The following is a 19,062-nucleotide window of genomic DNA, read 5'->3' as shown; positions in this document are numbered from 1 at the left end:
AGATACGCCCGCCTGCGGCGGGCTGACGATGCGAACGCAGAGTAGCCTTCGGCTAGCTTGTAAAAAGAGCTGGCGAAGCCACTCCTGCGTTCGCATCGTCAGCCCGCCGCAGGCGGGCGTATCTGCGCAATCCGTTAAATTAGTTGAATCTGCGATTTATTTATATTCGTCTACTTCCGCGCGCATCATGGCGTTGAAGCGCGAGCCGCCGTTGGCGAGCGTCACCAGGTTCCAGCCGCGGCCGATGGCGTAGCTCCAGGTGCGGCTGTCTTTAAACTCGAAGGTGGGGCGCAGAATCTGGCCGTAGGGCGTGTAGTTGTCCATGAAGTTGGTGGTGTAGAACTTGTCACCGCTCACAATCCACTCCATGGCCACGTAAAAGCCCTCCTCGGGCGCCGGGATGTTGTAGCTCGTCAGGTCGACCGTAAACCACTCGCCGCCGCGGGCTGCCGACACGATAACGCTCTCGCCGAGCATGTCCGAGTTGGGCGCGTTGTAGTTGCCATCAGCCTTGTAGAGGCGCACCCGAAACGGCTCGCGCGGAAAGCCGTTTTCGCCGATGTAAAAGGCCACCGAGCGGATAAAGCCCAGCTTTTTGGCCTTCTCATTCTTGCACAAAAAGGCGTACTGGCTGCCGGGCATCCCCTGTATCATGCCCGCGCCGGGCGAGCTGTTGTGTGCCCCCAGCATCAGCGGCCGCACCTTGCTGGCTTCCACCACGATGTTGGCTAGCTGAATGGGCTGCTTCGGAATCTGCAAAATAACCTCCTCCATGTTGGTGCCGCGCTTCACAAAGAGCGCCGTGCGCTTGTAGCCCAGCGCCATCACGATGATGGAATCTTCGGTCACCTTAGTGGGCATGGCCATCTGGAAATAGCCATATTCGTTGGTGAGCGCGCCGGTTTGCTCTTCGCGCAGGTTAATCGAAGCAAAGGGAATGGGGCTTTGGGTGGCGGCATCGACCACGCGGCCCGTAATGCGGCCCTCCTGGGCGCGGCTGATAAATGGCGATAGCCCGATAACGGATAGTATAAATAGTAGTCGCTTTAGCATATTGGTAAAAGCTAAAAAAAAGGCTTAGTCCACAAATTTAGCATCAGGTATTGTGAAGTTCCTCGACTTCGAATAAAAATAACCGTAAAGGGCCCAAGTGAGTAAAATTATTTATCTTTGAACTCAGGATAATGCTATTGATAAATTCAAAAATGACGAAAATCATTTGTTCGGCCTGCTAATATGCAAAAAACAAGTACCTTTCGGATGAATTGCAGAAGAGTCGAATATCTACGCTAAGTGAAAAATAGCTGTCTATTTACCATCCTCTTATGGTGGTGCGGCATAGTACCCGGCAGCCAGGCCCAAAGCCCGGCCGTAGTACCAGCCGCACCGGTGCCGCTTGCGGCCCTGCCGGCAGCAAAAAACGCGGCTCCTCTCGAGGGGCTATGGCGCGGCCCACTAGCGCTGCCAGGCGGCCGCATAGAGATGACAGTAAGTATAATAGCCCTGACCGGTGGGCAGTACTTTGCGGCGCTCGACGTGCCCATGCAGAAGCTGAGCCGGGTGCCGGCCGAGCTACAGCTAGTGCCCGGCACCGATTCGGTGCTGCTGCTGCTGCCGCAGCTGGGCAGCCGGTTGCTGGCCCGGCCCGACTCGGGCGGGCTGCTGCTGCGCGGCACCTGGACGCAGCCGGGCTTGCGCGCGCCGCTGGTGCTGCGCCGCGCTCCGCTGCCCGCCGCCACCAGCGCCGTAGCGTCGCTGAGCCGGCCGTACCGGGAAGAAAAAGTGACATTTTCTAACTTCACCGCACGGCTGCGGCTGGGAGGCTCGCTCACGGTGCCGGCCGGCCCGGGGCCTTTCCCAGCGGTGGTGCTGCTGTCGGACCTAGGCGCCCAGGACCGCGATGGCCGTCCGGCCGAGCAGCCCGGCGCCGGGCCGCGCCCGAGCACCTACCCGCTGCTGAGTTTACTGGCCGACTACCTCACCCGCCACGGCCTTGCCGTGCTGCGCTTCGACGACCGGGGCGTGGACCAGTCGGAGGGCAGCACGGCCGCCACCACTACCGCGCAGCGCGTGGGCGATGCCCAGGCGGCGCTCAACTACCTGCGCACGCGGCCCGAAGTCGATTTGCTGCACCTAGGTCTCGTGGGGCACGGCGAGGGTGCCAACGTGGCGCTGCTGGCCGCGGCTCAGCCGTTGCCCCCGGCCTTTGTGGTGAGCCTGGCGGGCTACGGGCAGCCGGGGCTGGCCACGCTGCTGGCGCAGCAGGCCGCGGCCCTGCGCGCCCAAAAGCTGCCGCCCGCCGAGCTCGACCTCCGCCTGCGCCGCCAGGCGGCGCTGGCCGAGCTGGTGCGCTACTCTACTAACCTAGGCCAGACGCAGGCCATGGTGGCCAACCTCCTCAGCCAGGACGAGCCTGGCCTGCTGCCCGAAGCCGCGCAGCAGCGCGCCGCCGCGCAGCTCACGCCCTGGCGCCGGGCCTTTTTAGCCTTCGACCCGCTGGCCGGCCTGGAAGCAGTGCAAGTGCCCGTGTTGTTGCTGAGCGGCCTGGCCGACGAGCAAGCCCCGCCCGCCGAGCATCTGGCGGCCCTGGAAAAGGAGCTGCACGCCAACGGCAACCGCGCCATCACCAGCCAGCGGCTGGCGGGCGTCAACCACCTGCTGCAGCCCCCGCCCACCCAGTGGATAGTGCTCGATGGCGAGCCCCGGCCCATCGTGGCGCCCGCGCTGCTGGAGGCGCTGAAGCAGTGGCTGACCACCCAGGCCAAGAAATAATTTTGCCGCAAATGAGTGCCGGCCGGCCAGACTGCTGAGGTAGAAGCCCGCGCCCGCGCTATTATTGTCGGCCGCTGGCCGGGCGGGGTAGCGCCGAGGGGCGGCGGCCCGCTTTGGCCCGGTGGCTACCGGCTATTCAGACGACAAGCTAGGCGCGCATGAATTTTAAGTACGACACCGATTTACTGGTATTGGGGCCGGCCGCCATGCTGCTGGTGCTGGTGCTGCGGCGGCTATTCGACCTGCCCGAGCGCCTGCCCCGCTGGAACCGCTGGCTGTCGTGGCTGTGGCTACCGGCCCTGCTGGCCTTTGCCTACTCGGTGGTGTACCTGCGCCACAACAGCGCGCTGGGCGAGGCGTACATGCTGTTCGTTTTCACGGTAATACTCGGTACGCTGCTGCGGCTGCGTAGCTACCGCCCGGCCCGCACGCTGCTGGTTGGGGTGGCGCTAGTCTGGCTGAAATGGGTGATTAAAGTGGGGCTGCTATTGGGCAGCTACCGGCTGCTGCCACCCTACGCCAGCTATTATAACACGGGGAGCCAGCTCACGACCCTGCTGGTAATAGGGCTGCTCGTGACCGCCCGCGCGCAGAAGAAGACTCTGCTGAAAGAGCAAAAGCAGCGCGAGGAAGAAGCCCAGGCCCGGGCGCTCGTGGCCGCCCAAAATGCCGAGCTAGAGCGCCTGGTAGCCGAGCGCACCGCCGCCCTCACCCAGCAGTCGGAAGAGCTGCGCAAGGCCCTGGACGACCTCCAGACTACGCAAAGCCAGCTGATACAGGCCGAAAAGATGGCGAGCCTGGGCGAGTTGACGGCGGGCGTGGCCCACGAGATTCAGAACCCGCTCAACTTCGTCAACAACTTCGCCGAGGTCAGCACTGAGCTGCTCGATGAGCTGGCCAGCGAGCAAACGAAGCCGGCCCCTGACCTAGGGCTGGAAGCGGAGCTGCTGGCCGATTTGCAGCAGAACATCCAGAAGATAACGCACCACGGGCAGCGGGCGGCCAGCATCGTGCGGGGCATGCTCGAGCACAGCCGCCAGAGCACGGGCGAGCGCACGCTCACCGACCTCAACGCGCTCTGCGACGAGTACCTGCGCCTGGCCTACCACGGCCTGCGCGCCAAAGACAAGACCTTCAACGCTACCCTGCAAACCGATTTTGCGCCGGTGCTGCCCTTGGTGGAAGCCGTGAGCCAAGACCTAGGGCGGGTGCTGCTGAACTTGTTCACCAATGCGTTCTACGCCGTGCGCCAGCGCCAGCAAGCCGGCGAGCCGGGCTACGCGCCCACCGTGCGTGTGTGCACCAAGCGCGAGGGTGACGAAGTAGTGGTGTGCGTGCGCGACAATGGCACGGGCATCGCGGAGGCGGTGCAGCAGAAAATTTTCCAGCCTTTTTTCACCACCAAGCCCGCGGGCGAGGGCACCGGCCTGGGCCTATCATTGAGCTACGATATCGTGGTGCAGGGCCACGACGGCACCCTGGAAGTTGAAAGCCAGGAAGGCAACCACACTGAATTTGTGATGCGGCTACCCTTATTTAATTATTAGTTATCAGTGCTTAGTTGGTAGTGCTCAGTTTAATCTGCTAACTATTATCAGCTAATAACTAAGCACTAGGCACTACCAACTAAGCACCAAGCGTAATGGCCAGCGGCAATGAATTTATGGACACGGTGCTGGGCCTGGGACTAGTGTACTGGGGGCGCAAGGCCCTGGACCTGCCCACCCGGCTACCCACCTGGGACCGCTGGCTGGTGCGGGCGTGGCAGCCCGCGGCCGTTATCATCGTGCTGGGCATCGTGGTGGGCGGGCCGGTAGTAGGCTGGTTCGATGACCTGTTTATGGCGGCCGTGCTGGCCGTGGGGGCGGCCGTGGGCTGGCAGCTGCGCGCCTACCGGCCGGCCTTTTGGGTAGGTGTGGCCCTGGCGCCCTACGCCGCCTACATGCTGCTGGGGGTGCTGCTACGGCTGACGGGCAGCAATCCCGTGCGCGATTTTGACGGGGGCGGCAACCTTGAAGGCGTGCTGGTTTTCTGGACGGGCAGCTTATTTTTCCTGGCCCGCAGCCAACACAAAACCCTGGCCGCCGAAGCCCAGCGCCGCCTCACCGCCGAGCAAGAGCAGCGCCGCATTGAAAGCCAGAACCACACCCTCGAATACGAGGTAAACCAGCGCACCGCTGCCCTGGCCCAGCAAACTAACGCGTTGCGCACCACCTTGCAGGAGCTGCAAACCACGCAGAGCCAGTTGATACAGGCCGAGAAGATGGCGAGCCTGGGCGAGCTGACGGCGGGCGTGGCCCACGAGATTCAAAACCCGCTCAACTTCGTCAACAACTTTGCCGAGGTCAGCACCGAGCTGCTCGAAGAGCTGGCTGAGGAGCGCGCCCGCCCCACCCGCGACCTAGGGCTGGAAGCGGAACTACTGGCCGATTTGCAGCAGAACATCCAGAAGATAACGCACCACGGGCAGCGGGCGGCCAGCATCGTGCGGGGCATGCTCGAGCACAGCCGCCAGAGCACGGGCGAGCGCACACTCACCGACCTCAACGCGCTCTGCGACGAGTACCTGCGCCTGGCCTACCACGGCCTGCGCGCCAAAGACAAGACTTTTAACGCCACGCTAAACACTGACCTGGCCCCCGAGCTGCCCTTGGTAGAGGCCGTGAGCCAGGACCTAGGGCGGGTGCTGCTCAACCTGTTCACCAATGCGTTCTACGCCGTGCGCCAGCGCCAGCAAGCCGGCGAGCCGGGCTACGCGCCCACCGTGCGCGTGCGCACCAAGCACGCGGGCGACGAGGTAATGGTGCAGGTGCAGGATAACGGCACGGGCATCGCGGCCGAGGTGCAGCAGCAGATTTTCCAGCCTTTTTTCACCACTAAGCCCGCGGGCGAGGGCACCGGTTTGGGGCTGTCATTGAGCCACGACATCGTGACCAAGGGCCACGGCGGCACCCTGGAAGTAGCTTCGCAACCCGGCGCGGGCACTACGTTTACGCTGCGCTTGCCCGTCTGATGCTACCTAGGGCGCTGCACTATTCCTACCTTTACTATGATGAAAATCCTGGTTGTTGACGACGAGCCCGATGTGCGGACGCTATTCGAGCAGCGCTTTCGGCGCGAGATTCGCAGCGGGGCGCTGGCTTTTTCCTTTGCCTACTCGGGCGAGGAAGCGCTGGGCTACCTGCACGACCACCATTCGGAGGTCGTGCTCATCCTCTCCGACATTAACATGCCCGGTATGAGCGGGCTGGAACTGCTGCGCCGCGTGCGCACCGAGCCCGCCCCGCCGCCCCCGCCCCGCGTGATGATGATAACCGCCTACGGCGACGAAACCAGCCGCAACCAAGCCCTGGCCCTCGGCGCCGACGACTTCCTGACCAAGCCCGTCGACTTCGCCGCCCTCAAAGAAAAGCTCCTTGCCCTACCCTCCGCATGAAAACAAAAATACTGGTTGTAGACGATGAAGCCGACCTGGAACTGCTTGTGAAGCAGAAGTTTCGCCGCAAAATCCGGGAAGGCGAGTACGAGTTTGTGTTCGCCGCCAACGGCCAGGAAGCCCTGGTGCGCGTGGCCGAGCACCCCGACACGGCCATCGTGCTCTCCGACATCAACATGCCCGTGATGGACGGCCTGACGCTGCTCACGGAGCTGCACGAGACGAACCCGATTATTAAAACCGTCATCGTCTCGGCCTACGGCGACATGGCCAACCTGCGCGCCGCCATGAACCGCGGCGCCTTTGACTTCGTGTGCAAGCCGGTCGATTTTACCGACCTAGAAGTCACCATCGAGAAAACTATCGTGCAGGTGCAGCAGCTGCGCGACACGCTGCGCGCCCTGCAGGAAAACAACATTCTGAAGATGTACGTCGATGAGACGGTCATCAACTTTATGTCGCGGCCCGATTTTGAGAGCCAGCTGCTGGCCTCCGAGACCATCGAGGGCACGGTGGTGTTCATCGATATTTGTGGCTTCACGTCGCTCTCCGAAAAGCTGCCCGCCGCCACGGTCGTGAACCTGCTCAACCGCTACTTCGACTTGATGGTGAAGGAGGTAATCGCGCAGGGCGGCTACGTCGATAAGTTTATGGGCGACGCCGTGATGGCTGTTTTCCGGGGTGAATATCACCTCGATAGGGCCGTGGACGCAGCCCTGGCCGTGCGCGCCCGCCTCCTGGCCGAGGCCGACCAAACTATCCCCGGCACCGAGTACCGCCCCGCCGTCAGCATCGGCATCAACACCGGCGAAATGGTATCGGGCAACATCGGCTCGGCCTCGCTCAAGCGCCTGGATTACACCGTAATCGGCGACACCGTGAACGTGAGCCAGCGCCTGCAAGGCAGCGCCAAGCCCGGCCAGATTATCGTGAGCGCCGCCGCTTACCAGCGCATAAAAGAGTCATTTCAGTGCCAGCCGGTGGGTGAGATGAAGCTTAAGAACAAGGAGCAGCCCGTGATGACGTATGAGGTGTTAGCCTAGGTTATGGGTAATGGGAGTAATAGGTAATGGGTAATAAAAGACTTGTCTGATTTGCTGAGACGAGCCTTTTATTACCCATTACTTATTACTCCCATTACTCTCATTCTGACGCCGCAGGCGCTGGCAGAGTACGCGCAGGATGTTGCGCAGCACCTCGCCGCGTTCCTCCATCACGTCGTAGAAATCGTCCTGGTCCAGGCGGAAAGCGCGCACGGCGCTCTGGGCCACGGCCGTGGCCGAGCGCGGCTCGGCATCGAGCAAGGCCAACTCGCCAAAAAAGTCGCCCTGCCGGAAGGTGGTCAGCAGCTGCGGGCCGTTGAAGATGCCAACCTCGCCCTCGTACACGATGTAGAGCGAGGCGCCTAGGTCGCCTTTGGCAAAGATTTGGTGCCCCGCCGGGAAGGTCACTTCCTGCATGATGGGCACGATGCTGCTGAGCACGTTTTCGGGCGTTTCGGCAAACAGCGCGGTGTGGCGAAGCAGGCCCACGCGGGCCTGAGCCGGTAAGTGGGCAGCGGCGGCGTGGTGGCTCATAAGCAAGTGGGGGAGGGCCGGCAGCAGCCGCAGCGCCTCGTCGTAAATGATGTGTTGGCTGGTAGCCAGGTGGTTGATGGCCGTGAGGGCGCCCTCTTGCAGCAGCGCGTTGGGGCTGTTGAAATACGGCAGCCAGTCGGGCAGCTGCCCGAGGGTGGGCACGTGCTGGCGCAGGGCCACGGCCACCGTCCAGTCGTTAAACGTAGTTTCGCCCTGCTGAATGATGTAGGCGGGCAGCGCCACCGTAGTGGCGGGCGGACCGAACAGCTGCCCAAATACCTGGGCTTTGTCGGCGGCCGGGCTGAGGTCGAGCAGCGCTTGCAGGCCCTGGTACCAGGGGCGCGGAATGAGGTTGTCGAGAATCTCCAGGGCGTTGGCCTGGCGCTCGCGGGCGGCGTGGGCCACGCCGCGCTGCGCATCCACTATCAGCTGGGGCGGGTAGAGTTGCTGCAACAAGCTAAAGATGCGCTGCTCGATGCGGGCCAGCTCATACCCTAGGGCCCGGCCCAGCTCGCTGGTCGCGCTGAGGTGCACCAAGCCGTTGACCAGCCGCTGGGCTAGCCGCAGCTCTTCTTCTACCAACCCCTGAAAAACGGGGGCATCGGCCGCTACCGGGGCAAAGCCGCGCAGCGCGCGCAACGCTACTTCGCGCCGGGCGGGGTGCGGCTGCTGGGCCAGCGCCACCAGGGCCCGGCGGCTTTCGGGCAGCCGCAGCTGCCCCGCTACGGAGGCCGCGCGCCGGGCCAGCGCCTCACTGGTACCCGGCCGCAGGGCCGCCGCCAGAGCGGGCACCGCCGCGGGCCCTAGGTTCAAAAGGCGAGCCGTGGCCGCGGGGCGCTGCTTCTTGTCGGTGAGCAGTGCCGTGAGCTGCTGCGCTTCGGCCAGGTCGGTGGCCGCAGCGGCGGGCGTTGGCGCGGCGTCCGTGGGCTCGGTGGGGAGCTCGGTGCGCAGCTCATCGGCCAGCGAAAAGCGCTGGCTCAGGGCGTGCTGTAGCTCGGCGAGGTAGTGCCCGTAGGTGCGCGCCAAAAAGAACAGCGCGCCGGCCATAAACAGAGTCATCCACACGAAGGGCAGCCAGTTGGCGATGGCCTCGTGGCTGGCCGCCGCGTAGAGCAGCAGGCCGGCCAAGCCCATCCCTAGGGGCTCGTAATATCCCTTGGCCAGGGTGTGGGCCTGCAAGCGCTCGGGCGGGGCCAAGGGCTGAAACAGCACCAGAAAAACGGGGTCAAACACGGCCCGGCGCAGCACTTCCAGCCCTAGGTACAGCCCGCAGAAATAGATGAGCAGCGTTGATTCGCCCGCCCCCGCCCAGCTCAGCCCGCCAAATAGTAGCAGCCCCACCAGTACCACGCCCGGCAGCGCCAGCAGCATCCGCCGGATGCCCAGGCGGTCGAGGGTCACTTGCGCCAGCCCCACCTTGAAGAGCATCGCCAGCAAGTACGTGAGGGCCAGCACGCCGCCCACGTACTGCATCACCAGGGCCTGGTCGTGGAACTTGTGCTTGACGTTGACGAAAAACGAGTACTCCACGCCCGTTGTCACGGCCGCAATGGCTGTCATACTCAGGCAGATACTCAGTACCAGCTGGTTGTTGCCAAACCAGCGCTGCCACACGCTGGTGCCCGCCACCCGCTGCCGCCGGCCCACCGGCCGCGCCTCCACCGTGTGCGAGCGCAGCGTGGCTCGCACCACCAGCAGCGCCGCGCCGTAGGCCGCAAAAGCGGTGAGCAGCAAGTACAGCAGGTCGGTGTGCGCGTGAATGATGATGGCCAAGCCGGCCCCTAGGGCCTTGGCCGGCATGTCGCCCGCGCTAATGAGGCCAAACAGCCGCTTGCTCTGCCGCACATCGAACACCACCGCCGACACGCCCCAAAACTCCAGATTAGTAAGCAGGTAGATAACCCGGTAGCCCGCCATGATGGCCACGGCCGCCGCCACCGAGTGGCCCACCAGCACCAGCACGCCCAGCACGCCCGCCAGCGCCACCACCGCCAGCAGCACGCGCCCGGCCAGCTTTTGCAGCAGCATGTGGTGCTCGAAGTGCGTGTACACCCGGCCGGCCGCCATCATGGCGAGCGCGGCGGTGCCGTAGGCCAGGGGCAGGTTGCGCTCGGGGTTGTTTTCGAGCAGAATCACGTTGGCCGCCACGTACACCAGAATGGTGCCGATGCCGAGCAAGAAATTGTGCAGAAAAAACAGCCAGACCGTTCGCGCCTCTTCGGGGCGCACGCCCAGCAGCCGGTACCAGGTAGTAGAAATAAACAAAGCGCCAGCAGCAGATGAGCCGGCAAAGTAAATGGGTAATTTGAGTAATGGGTAATGGGTAATGGGAGTAATACTGAACAGCATTACTCCCATTACTCAAATTACCCATTCTTACTTAATCATATCTACTTCGGCCTTAATCATGGCGTTGTAGCGCTGGCCCTGGCCGTTGGCCAGCGTGAGCTGGTTCCAGCCGCGGGCGATGGTGTAGTTCCAGGTGCGGCTTTCCTTAAACTCGAACGTGGGGCGCATAATCTGGCCAAACGGCGTGTAGTTCTCGTCCATGAAGTCGGTTTTGAAGAACTTATCGCCGCTCACAATCCACTCCATCGCCACAAAAAAGCCTTCCTCCGGGGCCGTGATGTTGTAGGTCGTCAGGTCCACGGTGTACCACTGGCCACCGGCCGGCGACGACACCACCACGTTCTGGGTCAGAATGTCGGTATTGGGCGCGTTGTAGTTGCCATCGGCCTTATATATGCGCACCCGAAACGGCTCGCGCGGAAAGCCATTTTCGCCGATGTAGAACGACACCGAGCGAATGCTACCTAAGCGATGATTTTTTTCATTCTTAATAAAAAAGGCGCACTGGCTGCCGGGCTGGCCTTGCAGCAAGCCCTCGCCGGGCCGGTTGGAGGTAGCACCCAGGCCCAGGTTTTTGACCTTGCCACCCTTCACCACCACGTTGGCCAAGGCAATGGCCATGCGCGGCACCTCAATCACCATCGAGCCCTGCGCCTGGCCACGCTTCACGAGTACGGCCATATGCTTGTAGCCGAGGGCCATTACTATCAGCGAGTCTTGCTCATTTTTGGAAGGCGCGGGCAGCTGAAACATTCCAAACTCGTTGCTGAGGGCGCCGGTTTGCTCGTCGCGCAGGCTCACCGAAGTAAAGGGCAGCGGCTCTTTTGTGTCTTTATCAATAATCTTACCCCCGAGCAGCACGGGTGCTGCGGTTTGGGCCTGAGCTAGATTTGGCAGGCAAAAAAGGAATAATGCAAAATAAAGTAGGCTTCTGTACATATATAATAGGTTTTGGATTGCGGTAGTGCAAATCTATAAACCAATGTGGATTAGCCCTTCACTAAGGACCTAAAAAATACTGGTCGCCGGGTAAGAAAAGTCGGCGCCTAGCTGTTGCGCACCCATTGGCCAGTACCAAGGCGAGGCCAACCTAGGGCGGCCCGGTTTCTCTGGGCCGGGCCGGAACCTTCGAGCGCCAAACGAGCGTATCTTTGTTTAAATCCCGTCTAAATAGCAGCAGTCACCTTGGCCTTTCTTCGTCGCTCTCCCCGTACCGTTGCGCCTGTTTCTACCTCGACGCGCCGCACTGCCAATGACTTGCGCGTGGGCGAAACGGCCACCGTGTGCTGCCTCAAAGACCCCGAAATGGCCCTCAAGCTACTCGAAATGGGCTGCATCCCCGGCACGCAGGTGCGCCTAGCTGGCCGCGCGCCCCTCGGCGACCCGCTAATGCTGGTGCTGGGCGATGAGGAATACACGCTGTCGCTGCGCGTGAGCGAAGCCACGACCATCCAACTGAAAGCTTAACTCTCTTCTGACCTTACCCGCCGATGCAGGAAACTCCAACTGCGCCCCGGCCGACTACGCTGCCGCCTTCCAACCGGCCGGCTGCCGACCCGCACCTCCCCCGCCTAGCCCTCATCGGCAACCCCAACTCGGGCAAAACCTCGCTCTTCAACCAGCTCACGGGCCTCAACCAGAAGGTGGGCAATTTTCCGGGCGTCACCGTCGACCGCAAAACGGGCATTGCCCAGCTCGGCGGCCAGCGCCGGGCCGAGATTATTGACCTGCCCGGCACCTACTCGCTCTACCCCAAGAGCCTCGATGAGCAGGTAATCGCCGACCTGCTCTACAACCCCGACTCGGCCGACTACCCCGACTTCGTGGTGGTGACGGTGGACGCCAGCAACCTGCGCCGCAGCCTGCTGCTCTTCAGCCAGTTGGCCGACCTAGGGCTGCCCGCCATCCTGGCCCTGAACATGACCGACGTGGCGGCCGAGCGCGGCATCCAAATCGACCTGCCCGCCCTGGAGCGCGAGCTGGGCGTGCCCGTGGTGCCCATGAACGCCCGCAAGGGCGTGGGCGTGGCCGCGCTGCGCATCGTGATGGCCGAGCGCTTGGCCGCGCCGCCCGCCCTGCGCTTCTGGGAGCCCCAGGGCGAGGTGCTGACGCTGGTGCGCGCGATTCGGACCCACTTCGACCTTCACAGTGACTACCTGGCGCTGCACTACGCGCACCAGTTTCGGCAGCTGCACTTCCTAAGTGAAGCCGACCGCGCTTACTTGCAGCAACTAACCGAGCAGCAGGGCTTTCAGTCGACGGCGCGGCAGGCTGAAGAAACCATCGCCCGCTACGCCCGCATCAACGAGCTGCTGCTGGAAGTAGTGACCGTGACGCGCACCGAGCAGCGCGAGCCGGCCTCTAATAGAATTGATAAGGTGCTGACGCACCGCGTGTTTGGCTACCTAATTTTCCTAGGTATCCTGTTTTTGCTGTTTCAGGCCATCTTCGCCTGGGCCCAGTACCCGATGGACCTCATCGACCAGGGCATTGCCAGCCTCAACGAGCTGTTGCAGCGCAACTTCAGCGGGCCGCTGGTGCGGCTGCTCACCGAGGGCGTGATAGCCGGCCTGGGGGGCGTGCTGATTTTTATTCCCCAGATTGCGCTGCTCTTCGCCTTTCTGGCTGTGCTGGAAGAAACCGGCTACATGGCCCGCGTTACCTTCCTCATGGACAAGCTGATGCGGCCCTTCGGACTGAGCGGTAAGAGCGTGGTGCCGCTTATTTCGGGGTTGGCCTGCGCCGTGCCGGCCATCATGGGCGCGCGCACCATCGAGAGCTGGAAGGACCGAATGCTGACCATTTTCGTGACCCCGCTCATGTCGTGCTCGGCGCGCATACCGGTGTACACGGTGCTGGTGGCGCTGGTGGTGCCCGACGAGGCGTGGCTGGGCATCTTCAACATGCGTGGGCTGGTACTGATGGGTTTGTACCTCCTAGGGCTGGTTTCGGCGTTGGTTTCGGCCTTTGCCTTGAAGAAAATCCTGAAGGCCCGCGAGCGCAGCTACTTCATTATGGAGTTTCCGGTGTACCGCTGGCCGCGCTGGAAAAACGTAGGCCTCACCATTATAGAGAAGGTCAAAGCCTTTATCTTCCAGGCTGGTAAGGTCATCGTAGCCATCTCGGTGCTGCTGTGGGTGCTGGCCAGCTACGGGCCTGGCAACCGCCAGGATGAGGCTGAGAAGCAAGTGCAGCAGCAGGCCGCCGCCCAGCGCTGGCCTGCCGCCGAAACCGAGCGCCAGGTAGCCTCCGCCCGCCTCGAAACTTCCTACGCCGGCACTTTCGGCCATGTCATCGAGCCCGTCATTCGGCCGCTGGGCTTCGACTGGAAGGTGGGCATTGCGCTGCTCACATCGTTTGCGGCGCGCGAGGTATTTGTGGGCACCATGAGCACTATCTACAGCGTGGGCCAGGACGCCGACCTAGGTACCGTGCAGCAGAAGCTGGCCAACGAGAAAGACCTGAACGGCCAGCCGTTTTTCACGCCGGTGCGGGCGCTTTCGCTGCTGGTGTTCTACGTATTTGCCATGCAGTGCATGAGCACGCTGGCCGTCACGTACCGCGAAACCAAAAGCTGGCGCTGGCCCCTAGGGCAGCTCGTGTACATGACCGGCCTGGCCTACGCCGCCTCGCTACTAGTCTGGCAAGTATTTAGTTAGCTCGGGCCAGCAATTCAGCCCACTGCCCGAGCCCCACTATCTAGAGCCAGTACGCGCCAGTGCGCCCAGCTAGTCAGCCTGCCACAGGCAGGCGTATCCGCGCAATCCGTTAAATCTGTTAAATCTGCGATGACTTCCTACGAAATCCTGCTGCGCCTCGCTTTCCGTGAGCCCGCCGACCAAGAAAAATACCTGACGCCCGCCGTGCTGGGCGCCCGCGCGGGCTTCGAGCAAGCCACCCCGCGTGAGCAAAGCTTCCGCTTTGAGCAGTGGCGCCTAGGAGTGGCTACCAGCCTGCTGCGCCTGCTGGCCGACCTAGGCGACCACGAGGAGGCCCGCCGCGCCGCCGAGGTGCTGCACCACGCCCTGAGCACCGCCCGCTCGCCCGAGGACATCGACAAGCAGATTCACAAGGAAAGCAAGCTCTTCGACCAGATTTATACCAACCTCTACGTCAACGACGAGGGCGAGGCGCTGCTCGACCTCTTTGCCCGTACCCTCGACGCCGACGCGCCCGACCTACTGGCCCAGGTGAACGACGAAGCCGTAGACTTGGCCCGCGAGCTGGACTTTGAAGCGAGGAATGAAGACGAGTAGAACCAGAAGGGCCTAAAAAAAGGGCCGCTCCGAGTATCGGAGCGGCCCTTTTTTGCTACCTAGGGTACGCGCGGGCCTTAGTAGCCAGCGTTCTGTGTGAGCAGCGAGTTGTTGTTGATTTCGCGCTGCGGGATGGGCAGAATCGTGTTAGCGTCGTTGGCGTTGATGATGGGGTAAGCAGGCGAGGTCGCGGTGGCCGCGATGAAGGGCCGGATTACTTCCCCATTCCGCTTCTGGTCGTAGAGCCGGAAGCCCTCGAAGGCGAGCTCCAGCCGGCGCTCCAGCAGCACGTCGCTGAGCGTGACGGCCGCCTTGGTGCTGGCGCCCGAGCGGGCCCGCAGTAGGTTAACGTCGGCCGTGGCGGCAGCTGTTTGGCCGGCGCGCACGGCGGCTTCGGCCCGGATGAGGTACATCTCGGCCAGGCGGGCTACCGGAATATTCTGGCCGTAGGTGCGCCACTTCAGGGTGCGGTAGCGGTCGGGGCGCACGTTGCCATCGCCCACGTAGATGAGGGTTTTGGTTTTGATGGCCGGCTGGCCATCGGTGCCGCGCACGTCGCTGGCTTCGTACAAGCCCACGAAAGTGGCCGCGATGCTAATGTCGGCGCGGCCGTACACCACGTCTTGCGCGCCGGTGGGGCTGTAGCCGGCGTAGAAAGTGGCTAGGCCCGCGTTGCTGGTGCCGGCGTTGTTCTGGTCGTTTTGCTGAATCTCAAACAGGCTCTCGGCCGAGTTGCGGTTGCCAAACACGGCGCCTACCGAGCCCGTGAGGGCGGCGCCGCTGTTGCGAATCACGTCGTTGGCCTGGGCTGCCGCCGCCGTGTAGTTGCCCTGCTGCAAGTACACGCGGGCCAGCATAGCTTCGGCCGAGTACTTTGAGGCGCGGGCTACGTTCTGGGCCGGCAGCTTCTGGGCGGCGGCCTGCAGGTCGCTGATTACCTGCGTATACACCTGAGCCACGGTGGCGCGGCTGAGCTTAACGTCGGCCTGCTCGGCGGTGGTCACGGGCGTGAGGTTGAGCGGCACCCCCGGCTGCGCGTTGGCGCCGCCGGCCTGGTACTGCTGGGCATATAGCCGCACCAGCTCAAAATACATCAGGCCCCGAATGAAGCGTACTTCGCCTTCGTACTGCGCGCTCTGGCCCGCGTCGGTGACGACGGCCAGGTTGTCCAGCACCAGGTTGCACTGGTTGATAGCCGCGTAGGCGGCCGTCCAGATGTTTTGGGCGTTGGTGAGCGTCGCCGTTTGGGTGTGGCTCACCAGCTGGCCGTAGTTCTGAAACGAGCCGTTCCAGCTCAGGTACGTATTGCGGGGGCTGTTAGAGCCCAGTAGTTCGGGCACCAGTATCAGGTCGGTGCCGTACAGGCTCGCGTCGTCGAGGCGGGCGTAGGCGCCCACTACGGCGGCGGCTACTTTCTGCGATGTGTTGTACGACGCACTCGCGTCGATGCTCTGCTGCGGCTCAATGTTGAGCGCGTCCTTGCAGCCACCTAGGCCCAGGCTCAGGCCCAAAGCCACGGCTGACCAGCTAAGTATATTTTTCATATAGAAGAAGGAGCTAATCAATTAAAAGCCAATGTTCACGCCCAGCAAATACGTCTTGGCCAGCGGCGGCGTGTAGAAGTCGTGGCCCAGCAAGTAGCTGGCCGTGCCCAGGCCGTAGGTGTTCACCTCGGGGTCGTAGCCGGTGTACTTGGTGAACGTGGCCAGGTTTTGGCCCGTGATATACACGCGCACCGTCTGGATGTGGCCACGCTTCACTATGTCGGCGGGCAGGTTGTAGCCCAGGGTCACGTTTTTGATGCGGAAGAACGAGCCGTCCTGAATCCAGCGCGAGGTAGCCGTTTGGCCGCCGCCGCCGTTGTTGCCGTAGAGGCGGGCCTGGGGCACATCCGTGATATCGCCCGGCTTCTGCCAGCGGTTGAGCTGGTCCACGGTTTGGTTGTCGAGGTACACCGCGTTGGCCGACTGGTACACGCCCGCCGCGTTGTAAATGTCGTTGCCGTAGGTAAACTGACCTAGGGCGCTCAAATCAAAGCCTTTGAAGCTGGCATTGGTCGTGACGCCGCCCGTAAACTTGGGGTTCGGGTTGCCGAGCTTCACGATGGGCGCGGAGGCGTAGCTGTTCGACGAGGTGCCGTCGGCCTGCGTGTACAGCGCGTCGCCGTTGGCCGGGTCCACGCCCGCGTACTGCCGGCCGTAGAACACGCCCAGCGGCTCGCCCTGCTGCACGCGGCTCAGGGTGTTGCCGGTCGGGATGATGGGCGTCGGTAGGTTGGTAATCAGGTTGCGGTTGAACGACATGTTGCCGCCCACGCTCCACTTGAAGTCGCCGTCGAGGATGCGCCCGTTCAGCGAAAGCTCCAGGCCGCGGTTGCGCAGCGCGCCCACGTTTTCGGTGATGGTGGTGTAGCCGCTCACCAGCTGCAGCTGGCGGTTGAGCAGCAGCCCGGTCGTGTTCTTCTGGTACAGGTCCACCTCGCCGGTAATGCGGTTGTCGAGGAAGCCGAATTCGAGCCCTAGGTCCACTTGCTTGGTGGTTTCCCAGCTCAGGTTAGGGTTGCCGAGGGCAGCATCGGGGGCAATGCCCGACTGGTCGGCGTAGGGTAGGGCCGAAACCAAGCGGCGCGAGCTGAAGTTGCCGATTTCGCCGTTGCCGGTGATGCCGTAGCTGGCGCGCACCTTCAGGAAGCTAACCACTTCGTTGCCCTTCAAGAAGCTTTCCTCGCTGAGCAAATAGCCCACCGAGCCCGCCCCGAAGGTGCCGTAGCGGTTGTTGGCGCCGAAGCGCGACGAGCCATCGCGGCGCACGCTACCGCTCAGCAAGTACTTGCCGCGAAAATTGTAGTTGGCGCGGGCAAAGTAGGATAGAAAGGCGTAGCCCGTGCCAAACGACGTGTTGCCGCCCGTTTTAACGGCTGCGCTGGCCACCCGCGTAAACTCGGGCGTGGGGAAGCCCCTGCCCTCGGCGGCCGTTACCTTTTGGTCAGCCCGCTGGTACGACTCGCCCAGTAGCACATCGAAGTGGTGGTCTTCGCCGAGGTTGAAGTTGTAGGTTAGGGTGTTGGTATTGGTGTAGTTAACGGTTTGGGTCTGCGCGTTGTAGGCGTAGCCGGTGGCGCCGCCGTCCTGGGTGCCCGCCCCGCGCACCAGGTCCTCGTTTAGGTTCAGGAAGTCGCCTCCGATTTCGGTGCGCAGCACTAGGCCCTTCACGATGGTCCAGTTGAGGTAGGCCGTGCTGAATGAGCGGTACGTGCCCGCCCGATTCGAGCCCAGCGCCTGGTCAATCAGGTTGTTGTAGTAAATCGTGTTCGCATTCAGCACCCCCGTAATGGGGTCGTAGGCGTACTGCATCGGCGACAAGGCGTTCAATTGCAGCGGGTTCGAGAAGGCGTTGTCGCCCGATACCCGGTCGTTGACGGTGCGCGCCAGCGACACGTTCAGGCCCACCTTCAGGTTCTCGAAAATGCTGTGGTCGAGGTTCAGGCGCAGACTGCCCCGCCGAAACCGGTTGCCGATGATGATGCCCTTCTGGTCGTTGAACGTGCCGCTTAGGTAAAAGCGCGTCTTGGCGTCGCCGCCGGCCGCGCTGAAGTCGTACTGCGCCAGGTTGGCACCGCCTCCGAAGAGCTTGTACTTGCCATTGTTGCGGAAGGCCAGCCGGTCCCACCTGGTATCGGCCGCCGAATTGTAGTCAATCGCGCCTTCCCCATCAAAACCCGCGGCTAGGTCGGGGTAGGCGGTGGGGTCGTTGGGGTCAATAAAGCCAGAATTAACAAACGACTCCGACAGCAGGGTTTTGTACTGCTCGGCATTTAGGAACTGCCGGAAGCGCGTGGGCGCGCTGGTGCCGTAGTAGTAGCCTACGCTGACCTTCGTCTGGCCCTGGCGGCCCTTCTTGGTATTGATGAGCACCACGCCATTGGAGGCCCGCGAGCCGTAGATGGCCGACGCCGAGGCATCTTTCAGGATGCTGATGCTCTCAATGTCGTTGGGGTTGAGGTCAGCCAGCGGGTTCAGGGGCTCGTCGCCGGCCTGCGACTGGTCCTGGAAGGTAATCGGCACGCCATCAATGACATAAAGCGGCCGGTTGGAAGCCGTGACCGACGATGTGCCGCGCACCTGAATGTTGATGCCCTGGCCCAGCTTGCCGCTGCCCTGGTTGATGACCACGCCCGGCGTGCGGCCCTGAATGGCCTGCTCGAAGCTCGTAACCGGCTGGTTTTCGATTACGCTGCCCGAAAGCTGCGTTACGGCGCCCGTGAGGTCGGCCTTGCTTTGGGTGCCGTAGCCCACTACCACGGCCTCATCGAGGGTGCTGGCGGCGGCTTGCAGCGTTACGTTGAGCGTGGTCCGGTTGCCCACGGCCACCGTTTGGGTTGCGTAGCCAATGGAGCTGATAACCAGCGTAGCGCTGGGATTTATGCTCAGGTTAAACGTGCCATCGGCCGAGGTAGCGGTGCCGTTGGTAGTGCCTTGCTCCAGAATCGTAACCCCCGGTAGCGGGCCGCTATCCGAGCCTACAACGCGCCCGCTGATTGCCGACGATTGGGCAAACGCGGGCAGAGCAGCCACCACCAACAGCGGGGTGAACAGGTTTCTCATAAAGAAGAGAATGAGGAGTAAAAATGAGACAGTTGGAAGAAGGCCAGTTGCTGGGGAATGATAAAAAA

General features: G+C 62.7%; 13 protein-coding genes. 8 read left to right on the top strand and 5 right to left on the bottom strand.

The genetic code is table 11. From position 1 onward, the window contains the following. Nucleotides 1-156 precede the first annotated feature (156 nt). Nucleotides 157-1,053, bottom strand: coding sequence for a carboxypeptidase-like regulatory domain-containing protein (locus ACFSDX_RS13675; protein ID WP_382314424.1), 897 nt, complete (start codon nt 1,051-1,053; stop codon nt 157-159). 429 nt (nt 1,054-1,482) lie between these two features. Between ACFSDX_RS13675 and ACFSDX_RS13670 the strand changes: the two genes are divergently transcribed. From ACFSDX_RS13670 to ACFSDX_RS13650, 5 genes are all read left to right on the top strand, one after another. Continuing rightward, a complete protein-coding gene (locus ACFSDX_RS13670) occupies nt 1,483-2,772 on the top strand; it encodes an alpha/beta hydrolase family protein (protein WP_382314422.1) in 1,290 nt (429 codons plus the stop codon). Between the two features lie 158 nt (nt 2,773-2,930). After that, entirely contained in the window at nt 2,931-4,319 is a 1,389-nt protein-coding gene (locus ACFSDX_RS13665) for a sensor histidine kinase (RefSeq protein WP_382314420.1), read from the top strand. A 95-nt stretch (nt 4,320-4,414) separates the two neighbouring features. After that, nucleotides 4,415-5,785, top strand: a complete 1,371-nt coding sequence (locus tag ACFSDX_RS13660; RefSeq protein WP_382314418.1) for a sensor histidine kinase — start codon at nt 4,415-4,417, stop codon at nt 5,783-5,785. Nucleotides 5,786-5,824: 39 nt separating this feature from the next. Then, a complete protein-coding gene (locus ACFSDX_RS13655) occupies nt 5,825-6,208 on the top strand; it encodes a response regulator (RefSeq protein WP_382315469.1) in 384 nt (127 codons plus the stop codon). Next, on the top strand, nt 6,205-7,251 hold the full coding sequence (locus tag ACFSDX_RS13650) for an adenylate/guanylate cyclase domain-containing protein (RefSeq protein ID WP_382314416.1): 1,047 nt from the start codon (nt 6,205-6,207) through the stop codon (nt 7,249-7,251). The genes ACFSDX_RS13655 and ACFSDX_RS13650 overlap by 4 nt, the downstream gene beginning before the upstream one ends. Before the next feature lie 78 nt (nt 7,252-7,329). On the opposite strand, the gene ACFSDX_RS13645 is transcribed toward ACFSDX_RS13650, so the two are convergent. Further along, nucleotides 7,330-10,050 carry a cyclic nucleotide-binding domain-containing protein gene (locus tag ACFSDX_RS13645; protein WP_382314414.1) on the bottom strand — a complete coding sequence of 907 codons (2,721 nt, stop codon included), beginning with the start codon at nt 10,048-10,050 and terminating at the stop codon, nt 7,330-7,332. A 111-nt stretch (nt 10,051-10,161) separates the two neighbouring features. Further along, entirely contained in the window at nt 10,162-10,995 is an 834-nt protein-coding gene (locus ACFSDX_RS13640; protein ID WP_382314412.1) for a carboxypeptidase-like regulatory domain-containing protein, read from the bottom strand. Nucleotides 10,996-11,319: 324 nt separating this feature from the next. On the opposite strand from ACFSDX_RS13640, the gene ACFSDX_RS13635 reads away from it, so the two are divergent. The 3 genes from ACFSDX_RS13635 (at nt 11,320) to ACFSDX_RS13625 (ending at nt 14,390) form a co-directional block, all read left to right on the top strand. After that, complete coding sequence (locus ACFSDX_RS13635; protein ID WP_382314410.1) at nt 11,320-11,601, top strand: FeoA family protein; 282 nt, start codon at nt 11,320-11,322, stop codon at nt 11,599-11,601. 23 nt (nt 11,602-11,624) lie between these two features. After that, entirely contained in the window at nt 11,625-13,793 is a 2,169-nt protein-coding gene (feoB, locus tag ACFSDX_RS13630; protein ID WP_382314408.1) for a ferrous iron transport protein B, read from the top strand. 129 nt (nt 13,794-13,922) lie between these two features. Beyond that, nucleotides 13,923-14,390 (top strand): hypothetical protein, encoded by a 468-nt coding sequence (locus ACFSDX_RS13625; protein ID WP_382314406.1) that lies wholly within the window; start codon nt 13,923-13,925, stop codon nt 14,388-14,390. 77 nt (nt 14,391-14,467) lie between these two features. Here ACFSDX_RS13625 and ACFSDX_RS13620 read toward each other — a convergent pair whose 3' ends face one another. Together ACFSDX_RS13620 and ACFSDX_RS13615 are read right to left on the bottom strand one after the other, a co-directional pair. Further along, on the bottom strand, nt 14,468-15,934 hold the full coding sequence (locus ACFSDX_RS13620; RefSeq protein WP_382314405.1) for a RagB/SusD family nutrient uptake outer membrane protein: 1,467 nt from the start codon (nt 15,932-15,934) through the stop codon (nt 14,468-14,470). Between the two features lie 21 nt (nt 15,935-15,955). Next, on the bottom strand, nt 15,956-18,994 hold the full coding sequence (locus tag ACFSDX_RS13615) for a SusC/RagA family TonB-linked outer membrane protein (protein WP_382314403.1): 3,039 nt from the start codon (nt 18,992-18,994) through the stop codon (nt 15,956-15,958). Nucleotides 18,995-19,062: the final 68 nt, after the last annotated feature.

Source organism: Hymenobacter bucti (assembly GCF_042681145.1).
Taxonomy (GTDB): Bacteria; Bacteroidota; Bacteroidia; order Cytophagales; family Hymenobacteraceae; genus Hymenobacter; species Hymenobacter bucti.
This window is presented reverse-complemented; position numbering and strand designations above follow the sequence as displayed.

Coding starts and splice junctions, on each gene's coding strand:
- ACFSDX_RS13675 (WP_382314424.1), bottom strand. CDS start 1,053: ATGCTAAAGCGACTACTATTTATACTATCCGTTATCGGGCTATCGCCA.
- ACFSDX_RS13670 (WP_382314422.1), top strand. CDS start 1,483: ATGACAGTAAGTATAATAGCCCTGACCGGTGGGCAGTACTTTGCGGCG.
- ACFSDX_RS13665 (WP_382314420.1), top strand. CDS start 2,931: ATGAATTTTAAGTACGACACCGATTTACTGGTATTGGGGCCGGCCGCC.
- ACFSDX_RS13660 (WP_382314418.1), top strand. CDS start 4,415: ATGGCCAGCGGCAATGAATTTATGGACACGGTGCTGGGCCTGGGACTA.
- ACFSDX_RS13655 (WP_382315469.1), top strand. CDS start 5,825: ATGAAAATCCTGGTTGTTGACGACGAGCCCGATGTGCGGACGCTATTC.
- ACFSDX_RS13650 (WP_382314416.1), top strand. CDS start 6,205: ATGAAAACAAAAATACTGGTTGTAGACGATGAAGCCGACCTGGAACTG.
- feoB (WP_382314408.1), top strand. CDS start 11,625: ATGCAGGAAACTCCAACTGCGCCCCGGCCGACTACGCTGCCGCCTTCC.
- ACFSDX_RS13625 (WP_382314406.1), top strand. CDS start 13,923: ATGACTTCCTACGAAATCCTGCTGCGCCTCGCTTTCCGTGAGCCCGCC.
- ACFSDX_RS13620 (WP_382314405.1), bottom strand. CDS start 15,934: ATGAAAAATATACTTAGCTGGTCAGCCGTGGCTTTGGGCCTGAGCCTG.
- ACFSDX_RS13615 (WP_382314403.1), bottom strand. CDS start 18,994: ATGAGAAACCTGTTCACCCCGCTGTTGGTGGTGGCTGCTCTGCCCGCG.